The 18,097-nt window shown below is 68.7% G+C and carries 18 protein-coding genes; 8 read left to right on the plus strand and 10 right to left on the minus strand.

What is annotated here, in order from left to right:
* Positions 1-95 precede the first annotated feature (95 nt).
* Positions 96-533, plus strand: coding sequence for a Fur family transcriptional regulator (locus IT779_RS16575; RefSeq protein WP_198428619.1), 438 nt, complete (start codon positions 96-98; stop codon positions 531-533).
* Positions 521-2,749: a catalase/peroxidase HPI gene (katG, locus tag IT779_RS16580; protein ID WP_196150409.1), complete on the plus strand. Its 2,229-nt coding sequence runs from the start codon at positions 521-523 to the stop codon at positions 2,747-2,749. Before IT779_RS16575 ends, katG begins: the two co-directional genes overlap by 13 nt.
* A 72-nt stretch (positions 2,750-2,821) precedes the next feature.
* Here katG and IT779_RS16585 read toward each other — a convergent pair whose 3' ends face one another.
* On the minus strand, positions 2,822-3,583 hold the full coding sequence (locus IT779_RS16585) for an SDR family NAD(P)-dependent oxidoreductase (RefSeq protein WP_196150215.1): 762 nt from the start codon (positions 3,581-3,583) through the stop codon (positions 2,822-2,824).
* Between the two features lie 119 nt (positions 3,584-3,702).
* On the opposite strand from IT779_RS16585, the gene IT779_RS16590 reads away from it, so the two are divergent.
* The 3 genes from IT779_RS16590 to IT779_RS38810 all read left to right on the plus strand — a co-directional run bounded on the left by IT779_RS16590 (position 3,703) and on the right by IT779_RS38810 (position 7,017).
* Entirely contained in the window at positions 3,703-3,891 is a 189-nt protein-coding gene (locus IT779_RS16590) for a hypothetical protein (RefSeq protein WP_196150216.1), read from the plus strand.
* Between the two features lie 610 nt (positions 3,892-4,501).
* Complete coding sequence (locus IT779_RS16595) at positions 4,502-5,410, plus strand: TauD/TfdA family dioxygenase (RefSeq protein ID WP_196150217.1); 909 nt, start codon at positions 4,502-4,504, stop codon at positions 5,408-5,410.
* Entirely contained in the window at positions 5,407-7,017 is a 1,611-nt protein-coding gene (locus IT779_RS38810; protein WP_196150218.1) for a PucR family transcriptional regulator, read from the plus strand. The genes IT779_RS16595 and IT779_RS38810 overlap by 4 nt, the downstream gene beginning before the upstream one ends.
* Positions 7,018-7,107: 90 nt before the next feature.
* Here the strand turns inward: IT779_RS38810 and IT779_RS16605 are convergent, their stop codons facing one another.
* From IT779_RS16605 to IT779_RS16625, 5 genes are all read right to left on the minus strand, one after another.
* Positions 7,108-8,106 carry an NAD(P)H-dependent flavin oxidoreductase gene (locus tag IT779_RS16605; protein WP_196150219.1) on the minus strand — a complete coding sequence of 333 codons (999 nt, stop codon included), beginning with the start codon at positions 8,104-8,106 and terminating at the stop codon, positions 7,108-7,110.
* 180 nt (positions 8,107-8,286) lie between these two features.
* On the minus strand, positions 8,287-9,276 hold the full coding sequence (locus IT779_RS16610) for an AvrD family protein (RefSeq protein WP_196150220.1): 990 nt from the start codon (positions 9,274-9,276) through the stop codon (positions 8,287-8,289).
* A gap of 130 nt (positions 9,277-9,406) precedes the next feature.
* The gene (locus IT779_RS16615; protein WP_196150221.1) at positions 9,407-9,907 is read right to left on the minus strand and encodes a hypothetical protein; all 501 of its coding nucleotides are present in this window, start codon (positions 9,905-9,907) and stop codon (positions 9,407-9,409) included.
* Between the two features lie 626 nt (positions 9,908-10,533).
* Positions 10,534-10,725, minus strand: a complete 192-nt coding sequence (locus IT779_RS16620; protein WP_196150222.1) for a hypothetical protein — start codon at positions 10,723-10,725, stop codon at positions 10,534-10,536.
* A gap of 447 nt (positions 10,726-11,172) precedes the next feature.
* Positions 11,173-11,412 carry a hypothetical protein gene (locus IT779_RS16625; protein ID WP_196150223.1) on the minus strand — a complete coding sequence of 80 codons (240 nt, stop codon included), beginning with the start codon at positions 11,410-11,412 and terminating at the stop codon, positions 11,173-11,175.
* 18 nt (positions 11,413-11,430) lie between these two features.
* Between IT779_RS16625 and IT779_RS16630 the strand changes: the two genes are divergently transcribed.
* Positions 11,431-12,096 (plus strand): hypothetical protein, encoded by a 666-nt coding sequence (locus IT779_RS16630; RefSeq protein WP_198428577.1) that lies wholly within the window; start codon positions 11,431-11,433, stop codon positions 12,094-12,096.
* A 9-nt stretch (positions 12,097-12,105) separates the two neighbouring features.
* Here the strand turns inward: IT779_RS16630 and IT779_RS16635 are convergent, their stop codons facing one another.
* The gene (locus IT779_RS16635) at positions 12,106-12,498 is read right to left on the minus strand and encodes a roadblock/LC7 domain-containing protein (RefSeq protein ID WP_332838834.1); all 393 of its coding nucleotides are present in this window, start codon (positions 12,496-12,498) and stop codon (positions 12,106-12,108) included.
* Positions 12,476-14,743, minus strand: coding sequence for a sensor histidine kinase (locus IT779_RS16640; protein WP_196150225.1), 2,268 nt, complete (start codon positions 14,741-14,743; stop codon positions 12,476-12,478). Before IT779_RS16640 ends, IT779_RS16635 begins: the two co-directional genes overlap by 23 nt.
* 323 nt (positions 14,744-15,066) lie before the next feature.
* Between IT779_RS16640 and IT779_RS16645 the strand changes: the two genes are divergently transcribed.
* Entirely contained in the window at positions 15,067-15,666 is a 600-nt protein-coding gene (locus tag IT779_RS16645; protein WP_196150226.1) for a Uma2 family endonuclease, read from the plus strand.
* A 3-nt stretch (positions 15,667-15,669) separates the two neighbouring features.
* Here IT779_RS16645 and IT779_RS16650 read toward each other — a convergent pair whose 3' ends face one another.
* The gene (locus IT779_RS16650; protein ID WP_196150227.1) at positions 15,670-16,290 is read right to left on the minus strand and encodes a class I SAM-dependent methyltransferase; all 621 of its coding nucleotides are present in this window, start codon (positions 16,288-16,290) and stop codon (positions 15,670-15,672) included.
* A 161-nt stretch (positions 16,291-16,451) separates the two neighbouring features.
* On the opposite strand from IT779_RS16650, the gene IT779_RS16655 reads away from it, so the two are divergent.
* The gene (locus tag IT779_RS16655; protein WP_196150228.1) at positions 16,452-17,777 is read left to right on the plus strand and encodes a family 1 glycosylhydrolase; all 1,326 of its coding nucleotides are present in this window, start codon (positions 16,452-16,454) and stop codon (positions 17,775-17,777) included.
* 9 nt (positions 17,778-17,786) lie between these two features.
* Here IT779_RS16655 and IT779_RS16660 read toward each other — a convergent pair whose 3' ends face one another.
* The gene (locus tag IT779_RS16660; protein WP_196150229.1) at positions 17,787-18,092 is read right to left on the minus strand and encodes a hypothetical protein; all 306 of its coding nucleotides are present in this window, start codon (positions 18,090-18,092) and stop codon (positions 17,787-17,789) included.
* Positions 18,093-18,097 lie beyond the last annotated feature (5 nt).

The following is an 18,097-nucleotide window of genomic DNA, read 5'->3' on the forward strand; positions in this document are numbered from 1 at the left end:
ACCGGTGCGCGGGGGGATGGATGCGATCGGCAAGACTTTAATCGAGAGTTCTCTTGACTCATTCCAGAAAAGGGACAAGACTTCCGTTCGTGCCCATGGTCTCGGAGTTCCAGCAGATGTTGCGGGAAGCTTCGTTGCGCGTGACCCGTCCTCGGGTCGCGGTACTCAACGCGGTGCACGACCACCCGCACGCCGACACGGACTCCATCATCCGCGCCGTGCGTTCCGCGCTGCCCGAGGTGTCCCACCAAACGGTGTACGACTCGTTGAACGCCCTCACCGCCGTCGGCCTGGTCCGTCGGATCCAGCCCTCCGGGTCGGTCGCGCGGTACGAGACGCGGGTCGACGACAACCATCACCACGTCGTCTGTCGGCAGTGCGGGCAGATCGCCGACGTCGACTGCACGGTCGGCGACGCCCCATGCCTCGATGCCTCCGATGACCGCGGCTTCTCGATCGACGAGGCCGAGGTCATCTACTGGGGTCTGTGTCCCGACTGTTCGGAAACACGGATTTCCCGATCACATCCGTGATCACAGCCCACACCCCTCACGGAAGGAATGTTGTGTCCGAAAGCGAGAACCCGGCGATCGCGTCGCCCACTCCGAAGACCGAACACCGCCCGCGCACCAACAAGGACTGGTGGCCCGAGCAGATCGACGTGTCGGTTCTGCACGCCCACTCCGCCAAGTCGAACCCGCTGGGCGAGGACTTCGACTACGCCAAGGAATTCGCGAAGCTCGACGTCGACGCGCTCAAGGCCGACGTCGCCGCGGTGCTCACCGACTCGCAGGACTGGTGGCCCGCCGACTACGGCAACTACGGCGGTCTGTTCATCCGGCTGTCCTGGCACGCGGCGGGCACCTACCGCATCGCCGACGGCCGCGGCGGCGGCGGTCAGGGCGCGCAGCGCTTCGCCCCGCTCAACAGCTGGCCCGACAACGGCAACCTGGACAAGGCGCGCCGCCTGCTGTGGCCGGTCAAGCAGAAGTACGGCAACTCCATCTCCTGGGCCGACCTGCTGGTCTTCGCGGGCAATGTGGCTCTCGACTCGATGGGATTCCAGACCTTCGGCTTCGGCTTCGGCCGCGCCGACGTGTGGGAGCCCGAAGAGATCTTTTGGGGTCCCGAGGACACCTGGCTCGGCGACGAGCGCTACAGCGGTGACCGGGAACTGTCGGGTCCGCTCGGCGCCGTCCAGATGGGTCTGATCTACGTCAACCCGGAAGGCCCCAACGGTCAGCCCGACCCGGTGGCCGCCGCGCGCGACATCCGCGAGACCTTCGCCCGCATGGCGATGAACGACGAGGAGACCGCCGCCCTCATCATCGGCGGTCACAGCTTCGGCAAGACCCACGGCGCGGGCGACGCGAGCCTGGTCGGCGTCGAGCCGGAAGGCGCGCCGATCGAGCAGCAGGGCTGCGGCTGGAAGAGCGCGTTCGGCTCGGGCAAGGGCAAGGACGCCATCACCAGCGGCCTCGAGGTCGTATGGACCTCGACTCCGACCCAGTGGGGCAACGGCTTCCTGGAGAACCTCTACGGCTACGAGTGGGAGCTGACCAAGAGCCCGGCGGGCGCGTGGCAGTGGACCGCCAAGGACGGCGCGGGCGCGGGCACCATCCCCGACCCGTTCGACGGTCCGGCGCGCAACCCCACGATGCTCACCACCGACCTGGCGCTGCGCGAGGACCCGACCTACGCGAAGATCACCCGTCGCTGGCTCGACCACCCCGAGGAGCTGGCCGACGCCTTCGCCAAGGCGTGGTACAAGTTGCTGCACCGCGACCTCGGCCCGGTCAGCCGCTACCTCGGCCCCTGGGTGCCCGAGGCGCAGCTGTGGCAGGACCCGGTCCCGGCCGTCGACCACGCGCTGGTCGACGACCAGGACGTGGCGGCGCTCAAGGCCAAGGTCCTCGACTCGGACCTCTCGGTCGCGCAGCTGGTCAAGACGGCGTGGTCGGCGGCGAGCAGCTTCCGCAGCACCGACAAGCGCGGTGGTGCGAACGGCGCCCGACTGCGGCTGGCCCCGCAGAAGGACTGGGAACTCAACGAGCCCGCCGAACTGGCGAAGGTGCTGCCCGTCCTGGAAGGCATCCAGCAGGAGTTCAACGCCTCGGCCGCGGGCGGCAAGAAGATCTCGCTGGCCGACCTGATCGTGCTGGCCGGTTCCGCGGCGGTCGAGAAGGCTGCGTCCGACGCGGGCATCGAGGTCACCGTGCCGTTCCACCCCGGACGCACCGACGCGAGCCAGGAAGACACCGACGTGGAGTCGTTCGCGGTGCTCGAGCCGCGTGCCGACGGTTTCCGCAACTACGTGCGGACGGGCGAGAAGGCTCCGCTGGAGCGTCTGCTGCTCGAGCGCGCGTACCTGCTCGATGTGACCGCGCCCGAGCTGACCGTGCTGATCGGCGGTCTGCGTGTGCTCGGCGCCAACTACGGCGGCGCCGAGCACGGCGTGTTCACCGACCGTCCCGGTGTGCTGAGCAACGACTTCTTCGTCAACCTGCTCGACCAGAACACCGAGTGGAAGTCCTCGGAGTCGACGGAGAACGTGTACGAGGGCTTCGACCGGGCCACCGGTAAGGCCAAGTACACCGCCACCGCGAACGACCTCGTGTTCGGTTCGCATTCGGTGCTGCGCGCGATCGCCGAGATCTACGCCCAGCAGGACAGCCCGGCGAAGTTCGTGAACGACTTCGTCGCCGCCTGGGTCAAGGTCGTCGACAGCGATCGCTTCGATCTGGCCTGAGTTCTCCCCCGCGAATTCCGGGTCGATCCTTCGGGATCGGCCCGGAATTCCGCTTTTCGGACGCCCGCCGAATCACTTGGGCGCGAAGCGCATTCCGGCGTCCAGGCGCAGGCACTGACCGTTGAGCATGGCGTTGTCGACGATCGCGGCGACCAGTTTCGCGTATTCGTCGGGGCGGCCCATCCGCTTCGGGAAGGCGTTGCCCGCGACCAGCGGGGTGACGAACTCGGCGGGGACGCCCGCGAGGATTCCGGTGTCGAACAGCGACGGCGCGATGGCAAGCACCCGCACGCCGACCGAGCCGAGGTCACGGGCCATGGTGAGCGCCATGCCCGCGATGCCCGCCTTCGCCGCGGTGTAGGCGACCTGACCGATCTGGCCTTCGAAGGCCGCGATGGACGCGGTGTTGATGATGACGCCGCGTTCGCCGTCGGCATTGGGCTCGCCCTGGCTCATGTGCCAGGCCTGTAGCCGGTTGAGGTTGAAGGTCGAGATCAGGTTCAGGTTGATGATCTGGGTGAACGATTCCAGGTCGTGCGGCCCGGTCTTGGTCAGCGTGCGCTTGGCCGCGCCGCCGCCCGCGGTGTTGACGGCGATGTCGAGACCGCCCAGCTCGGCGACGATGTCCTCGAGGGTCTTCTCGACGCCCGCGTGGTCGGTGATGTCACCGCTGAAGAAGGTGCCGCCCAGGTCGGCGGCCACTTTCTGCCCGTCGCTCTCGGCGCGGTCGACGACAACGACCTTCGCGCCCCGCGCGGCGAGCAGTTCGGCGCTGGCGCGCCCCATTCCGGACGCACCGCCGACGACGACGGCGCGGGCTCCCTGAATCTCCATCTCTGACCACTTTCGTAGAGGATTCGATCATCCCGAGTGTTACATACATCGCATCGCATGCGGATTCGGCATGGGGTCGACCGCACGCCCGCGACCAGGGGTGGCCCTGGTCTCGACGCGTGAGTGAGCGACGCGTCGACGTGACCGTGGTGCGCTGGTACGAACGCCGCGGTGCGCGCCCGATCGTGCCGCGCCGGCCCGAGGCCGCGCACGCGCACCTGCCCGCCGCCATCACGCGGACCCCCGTCTCGGCCACACGGAAACCCCGCCTGCGGCGAGCGGCGCGAATTCCGTTCGGGCTGAGCTGAGTTCGCCCGATCAGCGCACGCCGGGCCGCGCCGCGCGTCTTTCGGACCTCCGTGCGACCTCGCGTCCACGAGTACACACCGCGTGACGCTCTTCCGTGCGACCGGGGCCTGCTCGTGCGGCGAACCCTCGGCGACACCGACCCCCGGACGGACAGTCGGCGGCTGCGCTGCGGTTACCGTGCCCGACCCACTCCGCGCGGACGAACTGAAACGTTGATGGCTCATTTTCGGCAGCGCGGGACGCTCTCGAGTTCTGCCGGAATTTGATTGCAAACTCTTGAGAATTGTCTTTTCGTGACTGAGAATAGTCCTCTCAACAGGCCGTCGACCACATCGAAGCCGCCCGACGGGACAGACGAAGGACAACATCTGGCAATCCCCCTTGCCACCGCCGTAAACCTAGGTCGACCTGCCTGTCGGCCGACACCGGTCGCCTCATGGCAGGCACAGCGGAACCCGAGTAGCCGAATCATCGGATACTCACCTGATCGAAAGCAGTACGAAGACAAATGCTCTACCGACGACACCCGAATATTCGCGAGGACAGCGGCGGCTCGCACCCGCGCGAAAACACCGACCGACCCGAGGTCGACCCGATGCGGGCATCGCGGTGACCAACTCGCTCGTTCGCCCATCGACCCGACCGCTTCCGAACACACCCGATCCGCACGGCGCCGAGCGCACGCGATCGGTCTGCGCGAACCCCGGCCGCGACGCCGCGGGGCCGTGGACGGCGGCCTGCGGCGGCCTGCCCGAATTACGGTTCTCCCCTCGACTCACACCCGGCGGCCTCGAACTGTTCCTGGCCGCGCTGCGCCTGACCGTGCGGCGGCGCGGCTACGTCCTGATCCGCGAGGCGAATTTCGGCCGAACGGCCTTGCGCGCCTTACTCCAAGCCATCGCCGACCCCGGCCTCCCGGTCGACGCGGAACTGCGGCGGCGACTGTGCGTCCACGGCACGCCGCCGTCGCTGCCGGTGCCCGCCCGGGTCCCCGCGCTGCCGCTGCACCGCGACGCGGTGCTCGTTGAGGCGCCCGGCGAACTCCTCGGCTTCAGCGCACTGGCCACCGACCCCGCGTTCGACGCGGGCGCGCTGGAACTGGTGGATTCGGTGACTGCGCTCACCGAATTCCCCACCGATCTGCTGCGCGTGCTGGCATCGCGTGCCTTCGAATACCGGTTACGTGATTGCAGTCCGTTCCCGAATGTGCCGCCGGAATGGTTCGTCCGCCCCACCTTCGTCCGTGCCGCGGCAGGCCGCGCCCTCAATATCGTCCTGCCGCCCACACCACGACCCGGCATCGCGGCGCCGTGGGAGACCCGGCTGCGTGGACTCGGGCCGCGCGCGTCGGCCGACCAGATCGCCCGCGTCGACGATCACCTGCGCGCCTCGTCCACCTTCCGATCCCACACCTGGTCGACCGCCGACGCGGTGGTCGTCGACAACAGTCGTGTCCTGCACGGCATCGCCGCCGTGCCCGCCGCGGCCCGCCACCACGTGATCCGCGAATCCCTGTGACCCGCACCGACACCGGCGGCTTCATGGCCGCGCACGTGCTCGCACACGCGAGCCGCGAGCGCGCGTCCGGTCAGCGCAGCCGCGGTGAGGTGCACACCGCGCTGCGGCGTTGCGTCGCACTCGTCGGTCCCGTATTCGACGGTGCGGGCGATACGGCCGTCGAACACCTCCGACAGGCCGCCGTCGAATGGGCACGCGACGGAATACCGCTCGACGCCCTCCTGCATTCGGTGCACCTCGGATTCACGCGCGTCCTCGACCGGGCCACCGCGGCGACCCTGCGCCGACCCGCCGACCGGCGCGACGGCTCGCCGATATCGTCGAGCCTGGATCTGCTCACCGTCGCGACGACGACGATCACCACCGCCTACCTCCCCGTGGTCGAGGGACCACACCGCCCGTCCCGCCGCACCGTGCTCGCCGTCCACATTCCGCACACCACCAACGACACCGACACCAGTGCGTGCACCGGCACCGCCGACACCGCCACGGGCACCGCCGCTGACACCGCCACAGGCGCTGACACCGCCACAGGCGCTGACACCGCCACGGGCACGAACGTCGGCACCAACACCGCTCGCACCGCCACAAGCACGGGCACCGGTGCTCGTGCCGGCACGGGCACGGGCACCGCCGCTGACAGCGCCACGGGCACGAACGTCGGGGCCAACACCGCTGGCACCGCCACAGGCAAGTCCGATACCTCTTGCAGCGAACCACCGAGAGAACGCCCGGACCACTTGCGCAATGACGCCACGCAACGCCGCACGAACATCGGCACCAACACCGCTGGCACCGCCACAAGCACGGGCACCGGTGCTCGTGCTGGCGCTGGCGCTGGCGCTGGCACAGGCACAGGCACAAGCACAAGCACGGGCACGGGCACGGGCACGGGCACGGGCACGGGCACGGGCACGGGCACGGGCACGGGCACGGGCACGGGCACGGTACGCCGTCTCGACGCGGAGATCACCGCGAGATTCGGCGATTCGGCGCACACCCGGCTCAGTCTCGCGGGCGGCACCGTCCTGCTCCCCGAGCACGCCGCGCACGATATCGAAAACCTCACCGCGACACTGGCACACCGCGTCGGCGCGGCCCTCACCGTGACCTGCGCGGTGGCCGCGCCCGCCGACCTCGCCGAGGTCACCGAGATCGCGCACCGCCTCCTGGACGTACTGACCCGACTCGACTACCCACCCGGCGCGTACCGGGTCGACCGCATGACGATGGAAGTGCAACTGTCACGCCCCGGCCCGGCGCGCGACCGTCTGGCCGCGATCCTCGACCCCCTCGACGACCGCCCCGAACTCCTCGACCTCCTGCGCGTCCACCTGTCCAACAACCTCAACCGCCAACTCACCGCGGAAGTCTTCGCCATCCACCCCAACACCGTCGACCACCGCCTGGAACGCATCTCCCGCCTCACCGGCCGCAACCCCTCCTCCGCCGACGACGCCTTCGCCCTCCGCTCCGCCCTGATAGCCCGCACCGCAACCACCCCCGATCGAGGTCCCGAATCCCCGGAACCACCAACCGAATCCGCGCGGCTCACCGGCAACCGGCAGGCAGGCCCGCCCGAGGACACAGGCACACACGCGCGGTAACAGCGGCGCTCGCAGGGCTCACACCGGTATCGCATCACCGCGGTCGACGCCGAGTTCGTGTCGTCCGGCCACCGCGCCGCCGCACGGTGTCTACGGCTGGGGTCGGGTCAACAGTTGCGCGGCTGCTCGGGACAGGTCGCCGATGATTTGTGCTGCGGGCTCCACCGCTGTGACGGCGCCGACGCCTTGTCCGGCGTCGACCGGTACCGCCGTCGGGTCGCCCGCGCGAACGCGGTCCGCTATACGAGTGCGGGACTCCGGGTCGGTGCGCAGGTAGGCCGCGCGGTCGGACCAGTCGCGGGTGACCTCGTTGCGCAGGACGCGGGACGGGAACCGTTCGGGCCATGGCAATTCCAGTGCGGTGTCGAATATCGTGGTCGCGACGGTATCGGCGCCGGTCGCGGCGATCAGTGCCCGGCGGGCCGCTTCGGGGAGCAGGGATTCGGCGGAGGCGGCCAGGCGGGTGCCGAGCCAGACGCCGCTCGCACCTGCGGCGAGGACCGCCGCCATGCTCGCGGGCGTGCCGATTCCGCCCGCGGCGAGCACCGGGACGGACACCGCGTCCAGGACGGCGTCAAGCAGTGGAAGCATCGCCATTGCCGTCGATCCGTGACCGCCGCCTTCCGCGCCGCGCGCCACCACGATATCGATGCCGGAGTCCTCGGCTCGGCGTGCGTCGTCGCGAGTGTATACCTGTGCGGCGGTGCGGATTCCGGCGCTCGCCGCGCGTCGAGCCCAGGTGAGGTCCGTGCCGAAGCCGACGGTGAGGAGTGCTGGGGCGGCCGCGAGCGCGACCTCGAACATCTCCGGGTCGGCGGCGGCGACCCAGTCGACCATGCCGATGCCGAACCGGCCTTCGGTCGCCGCGGTGAACCGCAGTTCGCGGCGCAGTGCCATCGCCGAACCGGCGCTGCCCATCCCGATCATCCCGAAGCCGCCGCCCGCGGTCACGGCGGCGGCCAGGCGACCACCGGCCACCCCGCCCATCGGCGCGTTGACCACGGGAAGTCGCACGTCCCACTGCTCGGCGAACGTAGCTGCGGCGGCCGTCGCGGTGAACCGTTCCGGGGTCTGTGCTGGTGACGGCATAGCTCCCATGTCATCACATCGGACATCCGGTGGGCCCGCAGGCTGTCGTCGCGGTGTTCCGGCAGCCGGTGGCCGAGGTCCCTCGCCGCCTCGAGGAGGAGACCGCGAGCACGGCGATGATCCCCTCGAGATCCGCCGTTCCCGCGCGCGGCCGATCCGCCCGTTCCGCACCGGTCGGCGCTAGTCGGGGATCTCGTGGGCGAGCAGGCAGGAACCGGTGACGCCGCGGAATTCCTTGATCAGCATGTCGGCGCTGCGCCAACGCTTTCCGCCGCGGTCGATGAGGGGGGCGCGGCGGATCTCGACGGTGCCGTCGAAATCACCGGCGCTGGGCCGGATCGGACCGTCGGCGACGAATTCGAGTTTGCGCATCCACAAGGTGTTGCTGCGAGTGCGGTCGAGTTCGTCGAGTTGGTAGAGCAGGATCTGGGACAGTTGCGCCGCGCCGACGACGGCGTCGACCGGGGAGACCGAATCCCAGTACGCCGATTCCGCGCCGACGTAGCCGCCTCCGCCTCCGGTGTGCACGTGCTGGCGGCCGGTGATCCGGCCGCAGGCTAGGTCGACCCGCAGATCGGTCGCGGTGAGGGTGTGGTCCTTGACGCCGTTGGAGTAGTAGTGCGGCGCGGGACCGTAGATCGCGCCGAGATCTTCGTATTCGGTGACGCCGTCGGCCGATACAGACGCCGCACCTGCCGGGTGGGCGATCGTGAGGTTGCCCGCGAGATTGCCCACCTTGAACGCGAAGGTGGTTTCCGAGTCGTTGCCCTCGTCCTCGGTGGCGGCGGTGACGGTGGCCGTGACCGGGATTCGTTCGAGATCCTCGTGCGGCCTGGACCCGGCGCGCACCGAGGCGTGCCGAACCCACATGCGGGCGGACTGTTCGGGCGTGAGGGCGCGCGTCGCGGTGACGGCGGCCTCGCAGAGGGAGATGGCGAGCATGATCGTGTCGACGCTGCTCACATGCGGCACCAATTCGCGGTGCTGTTTGCGCGACCATTCGGTGGGATAGGTGAGGCGGGCCGTGCCCTCGTGCCGTGTACCGGCCGCGCTCGAGTTGCCGATTCGAAGCCGGGACAGCTCTTGACGCACTTTCTGGTATCCGTCGCCGAAATAGCGATCCGATCGCGGGCCGAGGGGTTCGTCATAGCTCGAGAAGGCAGTATTCATGACATGACTCTTTCGAAAGTAGTACGGAATCGATCGGGAATATCGGAGCAGGCGGAAACCTGACCTGCTCCGCAAAACCGACGCCGAGGAAAATTACTCGGCGAGCAGCCCGGTTTCGGCGGACCGGATATCAGCGGTGGCGAACGGCCACGCCGCGGCGGCAATCTCCGGAACGACGCACGTTGCCGTCCGCCACCACCGACCGATCGCGCCACTCCGCCAACGCGCACATCCGCCGCCCGGCGAAAACCTGCCGAGATGCCGGACGGCCTTCGCCTCCGAGCGCAGCCTCGACCACCCTGGTCACGGGGCCGATCCGGGCGCGCTGGGTCGCGGTCGGGATCGTCGCGAGAGCGGATCTACGCGAAAACACACGGGTGAACGGCGATGCTCCCCGCACGACCTCGATCGTCCTCGAAATCACCGGTTCCCATTCCCCTGAAAATCTTTTGCCGGTAATTGCGGTCCGCGCCAGAACTGACCGTTCGCCACCCTCGGGCACGGTTGCGAGTTTCGAATCGAGAAAGACTCGATCCGAACGATGCACTTCGATCGACGCCATCCCCGCCGATTGCACTGCCGATTGCACTGCCGATTGGGCCACCGATAGCTCTGGATACAGCTCCGCCATATATCCACCCCTTGTCGAATAGGCGGCGCCGCCGTTGCGCCACATTCTCGACCATCGAACCAGATCACATAGCCATAACGCCTGAATAGACATCGATTGTGGGCAAGGTCACGATCTCTGGCATATGCCACCACTATCGACTACGGACTCGATGCTCGGGCGAATACGATCCCCGATATCCGCCGGGACTCCCCCGCCCGGTCCACCGAAAACCATCCGTCCGCCGCCGATCGCGACACCGACCCGGACGCAGCGCGCGGCGTCCTGTCCTGACAGAGGCTTCTTGCCGGATCCGGCTGGTGCGACGAGCGCAACGACATGGGCTTCCGACACGCGACCGCGGCGGTCGCATCCAAGGAGCCAGCAGCGAGGATGCGTGCCTTCCCGGTATTGCCCGTGCGACGGCGGCGTACACGGGCAACCGCCCGGCAATGCACGCGAGGCGCGCCGAACCGATTTCGACTTCAGGAAGCGCTGCGGGCGCGGCGATTTCGGCCGAGAAACAACTTCACGGGGCCACCGCGCAGATGAATGGACCCGTGACACACGCGAGCGGACATATTCACGCGCCGCACGGCATTATCGCCGTGGTGACGGGAATATGTCCGCTCGCGCCGACCGGTGCGTCAGCTCTCCGGATCGCTCTCCGAGACCTCGCCGGCCTCGTCGTCGGACTCCTCGTCCGCTTCTTCTTCGGTGTCGGTATCGGTGTCTTCGGTATCGTCCTCGGTCTCGGAGGCGACGCTGTCGAGATCGTCGTCACTCGCCTCGTCGTCTGCGTCGTAGCCGGGATCGTCTGCGGGAATCGGGTTGACCATGGACCAATGGTCCACCCGAATTCCGCTGTCCGCCATCGAACTACGGAACTCCCAGGACGAAACAGCGCGTGTCGGAATTTCCGGCGTGTCCGCATGCCGTTTCGAATCCTGCTCGGCCCCAATCGGTTCCGAAATGGAACGGCTTCCGTACCTATACCCAGGTAATCGACGAGCGGGTCTGCCATTCGCTCCGGCGCTGAATCACCGTCACCTCGACAAGAATTCATCCGCCGTTTCGAATCGTACGTTCGCACTATTTCCAGGGGATACGCGAGTCACCGATGAATACCGCGCGGTGTGTTCCCCGAGCACTTTTCGCGAATCATGAGTGGCCTTCGCGTCAGCGCGGCGCGATACCAGAATTTCGACAGCAAACGACAGAACTTCGCGCGGATACGAGAAACGCGGCGGCCCCGCACGAACGGAGCCGCCGCGTACGCGTCGCGGTCAGTCGCGTCGGATCAGGCGTCGCAGACGTGCGCGCCCCGCCGCGAATCTGCCCGGCCGCTCCGCGCCCGCGTCGACGACCTCCTCGGCCGTCGCCACCTCCGCGAACCGCGCCTGCAATTGTTCCCGGACCTGATCCGGGGTGTACGCGCGGCGTCGTCGCTCGGCACGCACCACGACGACACCGGTGGCGACCACACCGGCCGCGCCCGCCAATCCCACTGCCTTCCACCACCTCATACCGCATAGGCTACGGCCATGACGGGTATGGGCATCAGTCTCGACCGAGCTCTCGAGCTCACCAGAACCGGCGACATCTGGCTGTTCCGCGGACATTCGACCGCCGACCGGGTGATCCGCATGACCACGAACAGTCCGGTGAACCACGTCGGCATGGCCGTCGTGCTCGATGACCTACCCGCGTTGATCTGGCACGCCGAACTCGGACGCTCACTGCCCGACATGTGGTCCGGCGCCGCCCATCGCGGCGCCCAGCTGCACAATCTGCGCGACGCGGTGCTGGTCTGGGCGCACCGCTACGACCAGCAGGCCTGGCTGCGCCAGCTGAACCACCCGGTGACCCGCGAGATGGAGGACGGCATGCTGCGCAGCATCGCCCGCCTCGACGGCACGCCGTTCCCGTCCACCGCCGCACTCGCCGGACGCTGGCTGCGCGGCCGGGCGCGTCTTCCGCGCCTGCCGCGCCGCCGACCGAGCCGCGCCGACGTGCGCGAGCTGGAAAACGCCTACTGCGCGGAGATCGTCGCCTCCACCTACCAGGCCATGGGCCTGCTGCCCGCCGACCGCAGCCCCAACTGGTACGACCCGGGCCGCTTCTGGAGCGGCGACAAGCTGCGCCTGTCCGAGGGCTATGAACTCGGCGGCGAGATCGCCGTGGCGACACCGCCGCCGACCGACACCTGATCCCGACGACTACGGGCGGGCGTCCACCGACAGGTGGATGCCGACCCGCTGCACGGTCCGGCTCATCTCGTAGGCGACCGTGCCCATATTGGCGGTCTCCACCGACAGCACGGCCAGGCAGGCGTTCTCGCCCGCCGCGGTGACGAACAGGATGCCGCGATCGAGTTCGACCACCGTCTGGCAGACCCCTCCGCTGTCGAAATGCGAGCCCGCGCTGCGCGCCACGCCGTGCAGGGTCGAGGCCATCGCGCCGAATCGTTCGGCGTCGGACCGGCTCATCGACGCGCAGTGCCCGAGCAGCAGCCCGTCGGTGGACAGCACGATCGCGAATCGGATGTCGGGCAGGCGCTCGATCAGATCGTCGAGCAGCCAGTCGAGGCTACGGGGTGTGGCGGTGGTCACCGGTACCTTCCTGTTCATCGAAATAGTCGCGGTGTCCGGATTCGGCGTGATCGCGTCGTCCCTGGCGGGTTCCGCCCTCGATCGCGGACATCAGATCGCGCGCCTGATCGGCGGTGCGCGGGCGCGGCGGCGGCACCGCCCTGGTCTCCATGGTCGGATAGTCGCCGACCGCGTCCTCCCCGCGCCGCCGCCTCGGCAGCGCGGGCTTGCTCGGATCGATCGGGGGCGCGGGCCACGGCGCGGGGATCGCGGGCGGCGGCGCCTGCTCGAACACCGGCGGCCGCGGGCGCGGTTCGTGCACCGGCAGGCGATCCCGGACCGGAACCTCCGCTCCGTCCTCGACGACCAGCGTCGTCGGAACCACGACAACGGCCTTGACGCCGCCGTAGTCGGAATCGACCAGCCGCACGGAGATACCGTGCCGGACAGCGAGTGTCGCGACCACGAAGAGGCCGAGGCGGGCATCGGAGGACAGCGCGGCGACACTGAAGTCCGGCGGCTCGGCGAGCAGCGCGTTGCGTTCGGTCAGTTCGTCGGCCGCCATCCCGAGGCCCTGATCGATGATCTCGATGGCCACGCCCCTGCCGATCTGATTGCCCGTGACCTCGACCCGCGTCTGCGGCGGCGAGAAGGCGGTCGCGTTGTCGGTGAGTTCGGCCAGCAGGTGGATGAGGTCGGCCACCGCGCCGCCGGTGATCCGCAGACTCGGCAGCTTGGCGATCTGGATCCGGGTGTAGTCGGTGCTCTCGGCCACCGCGCCGCGCACCACGTCGATGAGCGGAACCGGATTGCGCCAGCGCCGTCCCGGCTTCTCACCGCCGAGGATGATCAGGTTCTCCGCGTTGCGGCGCGAACGGGTGGCCAGGTGGTCGAGCTGGAACAGCACGTCGAGCGTGCCCGGGTTCTCCTCACCGCGCTCGGCGGTGTCGAGCAGTGCGAGCTGGCGGTGCACGATGACCTGATTGCGGTGCGCGATATTGAGGAACACGGCGTTCACACCGGCGCGGGTCTTGGATTCCGCGACCGCCGCCGCCACCGCGGAACTGTGCGCGCGATTGAACGCGTCGGCGACCTGGCCGATCTCGTCACGGCCGAAATCCAGCGGCGTCATCTCGATACTCGCGTTCGACGGCGCGCCGTCGCTGAGCGCCCTGATGGTGCTCGGCAGGCGCTCGTCGGCCACTTCGAGGGTCTGCGCGCGCAGCCGGCGCATGCGCCGGATCAGCCGGTTGGTCAACCACAGTGCCGCGAGGAAGGCGAGCAGCGTCAACCCGGCGATCGCGATCGCGCCGTGGAGGGAATCCTGTTCCCGTTTCTCACCCGCCGCCATGGCGCGGTCGTGCGCGTCGCCGTTCTGGTCCTTCCACAGCTTCAACAGCGCGGCATTGACCTCGACGGCGGCGTTGGTCCACTCCGTGATGGTCAGCGGAAGCGCCGCGGATCCGGTCGCGGTGGCGCGGCGGGTCGTTGTGGTCGGATTCCGACCGCTCGCGGAATCCTCAGAGGTCGGCGCGGCGGCATCGGCGCCCGTGATCACACCGCGCCGCATGAAGGCATCACCCATCGCGACGAGCTGCTGCCAGGCCTGCCCCTCGGTGATCGCACGCAACTGGGCCTGCCGCTGCCCCGTGAGCATTCCGTCGGCGTAACCGAGTTGGGCGCGCGCGTCACCGACATTGCGCATGAAGTCGGTGAAGTGCTCGGGGGAGATCTGGTTCGTGATCAGCGCGGTGCTGCCGATGCTCAGGGCTTTCGAGACCGCCTCGGTGGCACGCAGCATCGGGATTCCGCCGATCATGTCCACCGCGATCGTGGACGCGGGCGACACCGTGGCGGCGATCAGATTTCCCGTCACGATGGTGTCGATGATCGCGCTGAAGGCGCCGAAGACCTGATCCGGCGGCATCGCGCGGGCGTCGATACCGCCGCGCAGCATCGGCATGGACGCGTAGAGCTGGTCGAATCCGGACATGTCGTCGACCAGTTCGGGCCGCACCTCCCGAGAGGTCTGGCTGTAGGTCAGCAGATAGGCCAGCGCGCTGTCGGAGTTGCCGCGCGCGGCCGCCAGTTTGTCCGGCGCGGTCGGGTCACCCGCCAGGACCAGCATCGATGCCGCGCGCTCGGCCTGGAATGCTTCGATCATGGTGATCGCGGGCGTTGTGGTCTCCGCGGCGAATTCCGCCCAGTCCTTCGACTTGCGGCCGTCTTTGATCAGATAGACCGCGGCACCGATACTCACCCCCATCAGCGCCAGGCTCGGTATGAGCACGATGATGACCAGCCGCGCCCGCACCCCGAGCGGTTTGCGCGTGAACCCCCGCCTGCGCGCTGATGCCGAAATTTCCCGTATGGACTTACTACCGAACACCGATGATCGAGCCTACTTCTGGGCGAACCCGCCCGCTGTGACCGGCTCCCTCGGAGCCGGAGTGTCACGTCGCTGTGTCGCGTGTCACCCTAGCCGCGAGTTACCCGGTCACGCAATGCTACCGGGTAGCTACCGATCGGGACCGACATGCGCGCACACCGACCGGCAGCTCGGGTCGCGCGGCCTGCGATGATGGCGGCATGAGCGCTCCGGACGAGCAGCAGGTTCTGCACGTGACCGCCGAAGAGTTCGCCGACGGCGCCACGGCCGATCTCGGCGATCTCGAGATCGTCGATGGGCGCGTGATCCGGTTGATGGCGCAAAGTCCGCTACACAGTCGAGTGGTACGACGACTGGCCGGGATGTTGGAAGCCGCGCGGCGCGACGGTGGGCCGTGCATGATCATCGATTCCGATGTCGCGGCGCGATTCGCCGACACGGAGTCGAACACCGCCGACCGCCGCCTCAATGTGCGCTACCCCGACATCTGGATTCGCGACTGCGAGCCGTACGACGTGAACTCGGTGCGCGACCACATACTGCTGGTCGTCGAAGTCACCTCGGAATCGACCATCGATACCGATATCTCCGATAAGCGCATCCAATACGCGGCCGCCGGTATTCCCCGCTATCTGATCGTTCGACTGGATCAGAAGGAAGAGCGCATCGAGGAGATCGAGGAATACCGTCTCGACTGGTCCGGTCGCCGGTATCGGGCGCATGCGGTCCACCGCAGGGTGCTTTTGTTGGATGAACCGGTGGAGGCCACTGTTCCGTTCGGCGTGCTCGAACAACCGTAGGAATCAGGTTCGGGCGGGGGTGAGGACGGCGACGAGGAAGTCGGAGGTTTCGGTGAAGGGGCGGAGGTCCCAGGTGGCGAGGAGGTGGTCGGGGGTGAGGCCCGCCGCGGCGGCGTCGGCGAGGAATTCGTCGAACGGGTAGCCGCGGTCGGCGCCGAAGCCGATCACGGCGCGGCCGTTGGGGGCGAGGTGGCGGGCCAGGTTCGCGAGGACGCGGCCGCGGCTGTCCGGGGCGAGGAAGGGCATGACGTTGCCCGCGCTGACCACGGCGCCGAAGTCGGCGGCGATGCCGAGGGCGGGCAGGTCGAGTTCGGCCAGGTCGCCGACCAGCCAGCGCGGGCCAGGATAGTCCTCGGCGGCGGCCGCGACGAGCACCGGGTCGACGTCGACCCCGACCACGGTGTGACCGGCGCGATGCAGGTAGCCGCCGGTCCGCCCGGCGCCGCAGCCCGCGTCCAGAACACGGGATCCGCGGCCGAGCATGGCGTCGATCAGACGTGCCTCGCCTGCGATATCCATGCCGTCAGCGGCCAGATCGCGGAATCTTGCCACGAATCGGGTGGAATGCGCGGGATCCGCCGCGACGAGCTCTTCCCATTTGCTGGGTGTGCGCTGCCCGGTCATGCCCTACCTCTCGCGGTTGTCGCCTTCCGCGCCGACGATAGACCCGTGACGACGCGACGACGGCAGCGCCCCGATCCGGACGACTGATCAGTACGCTGTCTGCGACGGTCCCGACTCGACAGGCGCGCGCCACCGAGTCCGCACTCGGAAACAGGAGTTCGATGCGATCACAGTCCCGCCGCCGCACCCTCGCCCTGCTCGCGGCCGCGGTCGCGGTATTCCTCGTCGCGGGCGGCGCGCCCGCCCAGGCGCGCCCCGCACCGCCCGACCGGGTGGCGCCGCTGGGAGCCGAATTCCTGTGGGGTGTCGCGGCATCGGGATACCAGGCCGAAGGGCATGCGCCCGACAGCAATTGGTCGCGGTACGTGGCACAGGGCAAGACCGACGACCCGTACTTCGACTCCATCGACTTCTACACCCGCTTCCGCTCCGACATCGCACTTGCCGCAGGCCTCGGGGTGAAGGTGTACCGGATCGGCATCGAATGGGCGCGCGTGCAGCCCGCGCCCGGCGTGTGGGACGAGCAGGGGTTCCGCTTCTACGACGAGCTCATCGCGGCCATCCGCGCGGCGGGCATGCGGCCCATGCTGACCCTCGACCACTGGGTCTACCCAGGCTGGGAGGTCGACCGCGGCGGGTGGGCCGGGCCGGGCATCGTCGAGGACTGGCTCGCCAACGCGCGCAAGGTGGTCGATCGCTACGCCGCCGCGGACCCGCTGTGGGTGACCTTCAACGAACCCGCGGTCTACGTCCTCAACGAGACCCGCCACGGCGGCATCTCCCCCGCCGCCGCGCCCGCGATGTTCGACCGGATAGCGCAGGCGCACAACGGCATCTACGATCACATCCACGCGGTGCAGCCCGGCGCGATGGTCACGAGCAATGTCGCCTACATTCCCGCCGCCGAGGACGCCGTCAACGGCGCGACGCTGGTGCACCGCATCGCCGACCGGCTCGACTTCATCGGCATCGACTACTACTACGGACTCTCGCCCGACTCCCTCACCTCGTTCAGTCTCGCCGAACTGTGGAAGAATCCGCTGCAACCCGAGGGCATCTACTACGCGCTGCGACACTACGCGCGGCTGTTCCCCGACAAGCCGCTCTACATCGTGGAGAACGGCATCCCCACCGAGAACGGCATGCCGCGCGCCGACGGCTACACCCGCGCCGACAACCTGCGCGACACCGTCTACTGGCTGCAACGCGCCGTGGCCGACGGCATCGACCTCATCGGCTACAACTACTGGAGCCTCACCGACAACTACGAATGGGGTTCCTACGCACCGCGTTTCGGCCTCTATACGGTGGACGTGCGCACCGATCCGACGCTCACCCGCCGCCCCACCGACGCCGTCGCCGCATACACCCGCATCACCCGCGAGGGCGGGGTCGCCCCCGACTACCGTCCGACGCGGGCGCCCGCCGCCTGCTCCCTCGTCGACGCGGCGGCCAGTTGCGCCGATCCGGTCGCCGAGCCCCGCTGAACGCCCGCCTCAGCCGCGCGGCGGATTCCGGCGCTCGGCGGCCTTCGCGCGATTGATCTCCTCGATCCTGCGAGCCAGCGCGGCCTGCCTCGCGGCGGAATGCGAACCGTCGAGCTGTCCGGCGAAGGTGGTGCGGGCGGCCTCGACCAGACTGTCGGGCACCTCCGGATAGGCGCGGGCGATGGCCCACAGCGACTCTTCGGTCTCCATGTCGAGACCGCTCTCCGAATAGATGCCGCCGCCGCCGCGGACCGAGGCCAACAGTTCGTCGAAGTTCGCCCGCAGCTCGTCGTCGGTCGGATGGTCGAAACGCACGATTC

Origin of the sequence: Nocardia bovistercoris, from assembly GCF_015674855.1 — a bacterium.
GTDB lineage: Bacteria > Actinomycetota > Actinomycetes > Mycobacteriales > Mycobacteriaceae > Nocardia > Nocardia bovistercoris.

What these genes read in the sequence shown, in the direction of transcription:
- IT779_RS16575 (WP_198428619.1), top strand. Translation starts at nt 96, where the DNA reads ATGGTCTCGGAGTTCCAGCAGATGTTGCGGGAAGCTTCGTTGCGCGTG.
- IT779_RS16585 (WP_196150215.1), bottom strand. Translation starts at nt 3,583, where the DNA reads ATGGAGATTCAGGGAGCCCGCGCCGTCGTCGTCGGCGGTGCGTCCGGA.
- IT779_RS16605 (WP_196150219.1), bottom strand. Translation starts at nt 8,106, where the DNA reads ATGCCGTCACCAGCACAGACCCCGGAACGGTTCACCGCGACGGCCGCC.
- IT779_RS16610 (WP_196150220.1), bottom strand. Translation starts at nt 9,276, where the DNA reads ATGAATACTGCCTTCTCGAGCTATGACGAACCCCTCGGCCCGCGATCG.
- IT779_RS16615 (WP_196150221.1), bottom strand. Translation starts at nt 9,907, where the DNA reads ATGGCGGAGCTGTATCCAGAGCTATCGGTGGCCCAATCGGCAGTGCAA.
- IT779_RS16620 (WP_196150222.1), bottom strand. Translation starts at nt 10,725, where the DNA reads ATGGTCAACCCGATTCCCGCAGACGATCCCGGCTACGACGCAGACGAC.
- IT779_RS16625 (WP_196150223.1), bottom strand. Translation starts at nt 11,412, where the DNA reads ATGAGGTGGTGGAAGGCAGTGGGATTGGCGGGCGCGGCCGGTGTGGTC.
- IT779_RS16630 (WP_198428577.1), top strand. Translation starts at nt 11,431, where the DNA reads ATGACGGGTATGGGCATCAGTCTCGACCGAGCTCTCGAGCTCACCAGA.
- IT779_RS16640 (WP_196150225.1), bottom strand. Translation starts at nt 14,743, where the DNA reads ATGGGGGTGAGTATCGGTGCCGCGGTCTATCTGATCAAAGACGGCCGC.
- IT779_RS16645 (WP_196150226.1), top strand. Translation starts at nt 15,067, where the DNA reads ATGAGCGCTCCGGACGAGCAGCAGGTTCTGCACGTGACCGCCGAAGAG.
- IT779_RS16650 (WP_196150227.1), bottom strand. Translation starts at nt 16,290, where the DNA reads ATGACCGGGCAGCGCACACCCAGCAAATGGGAAGAGCTCGTCGCGGCG.
- IT779_RS16655 (WP_196150228.1), top strand. Translation starts at nt 16,452, where the DNA reads ATGCGATCACAGTCCCGCCGCCGCACCCTCGCCCTGCTCGCGGCCGCG.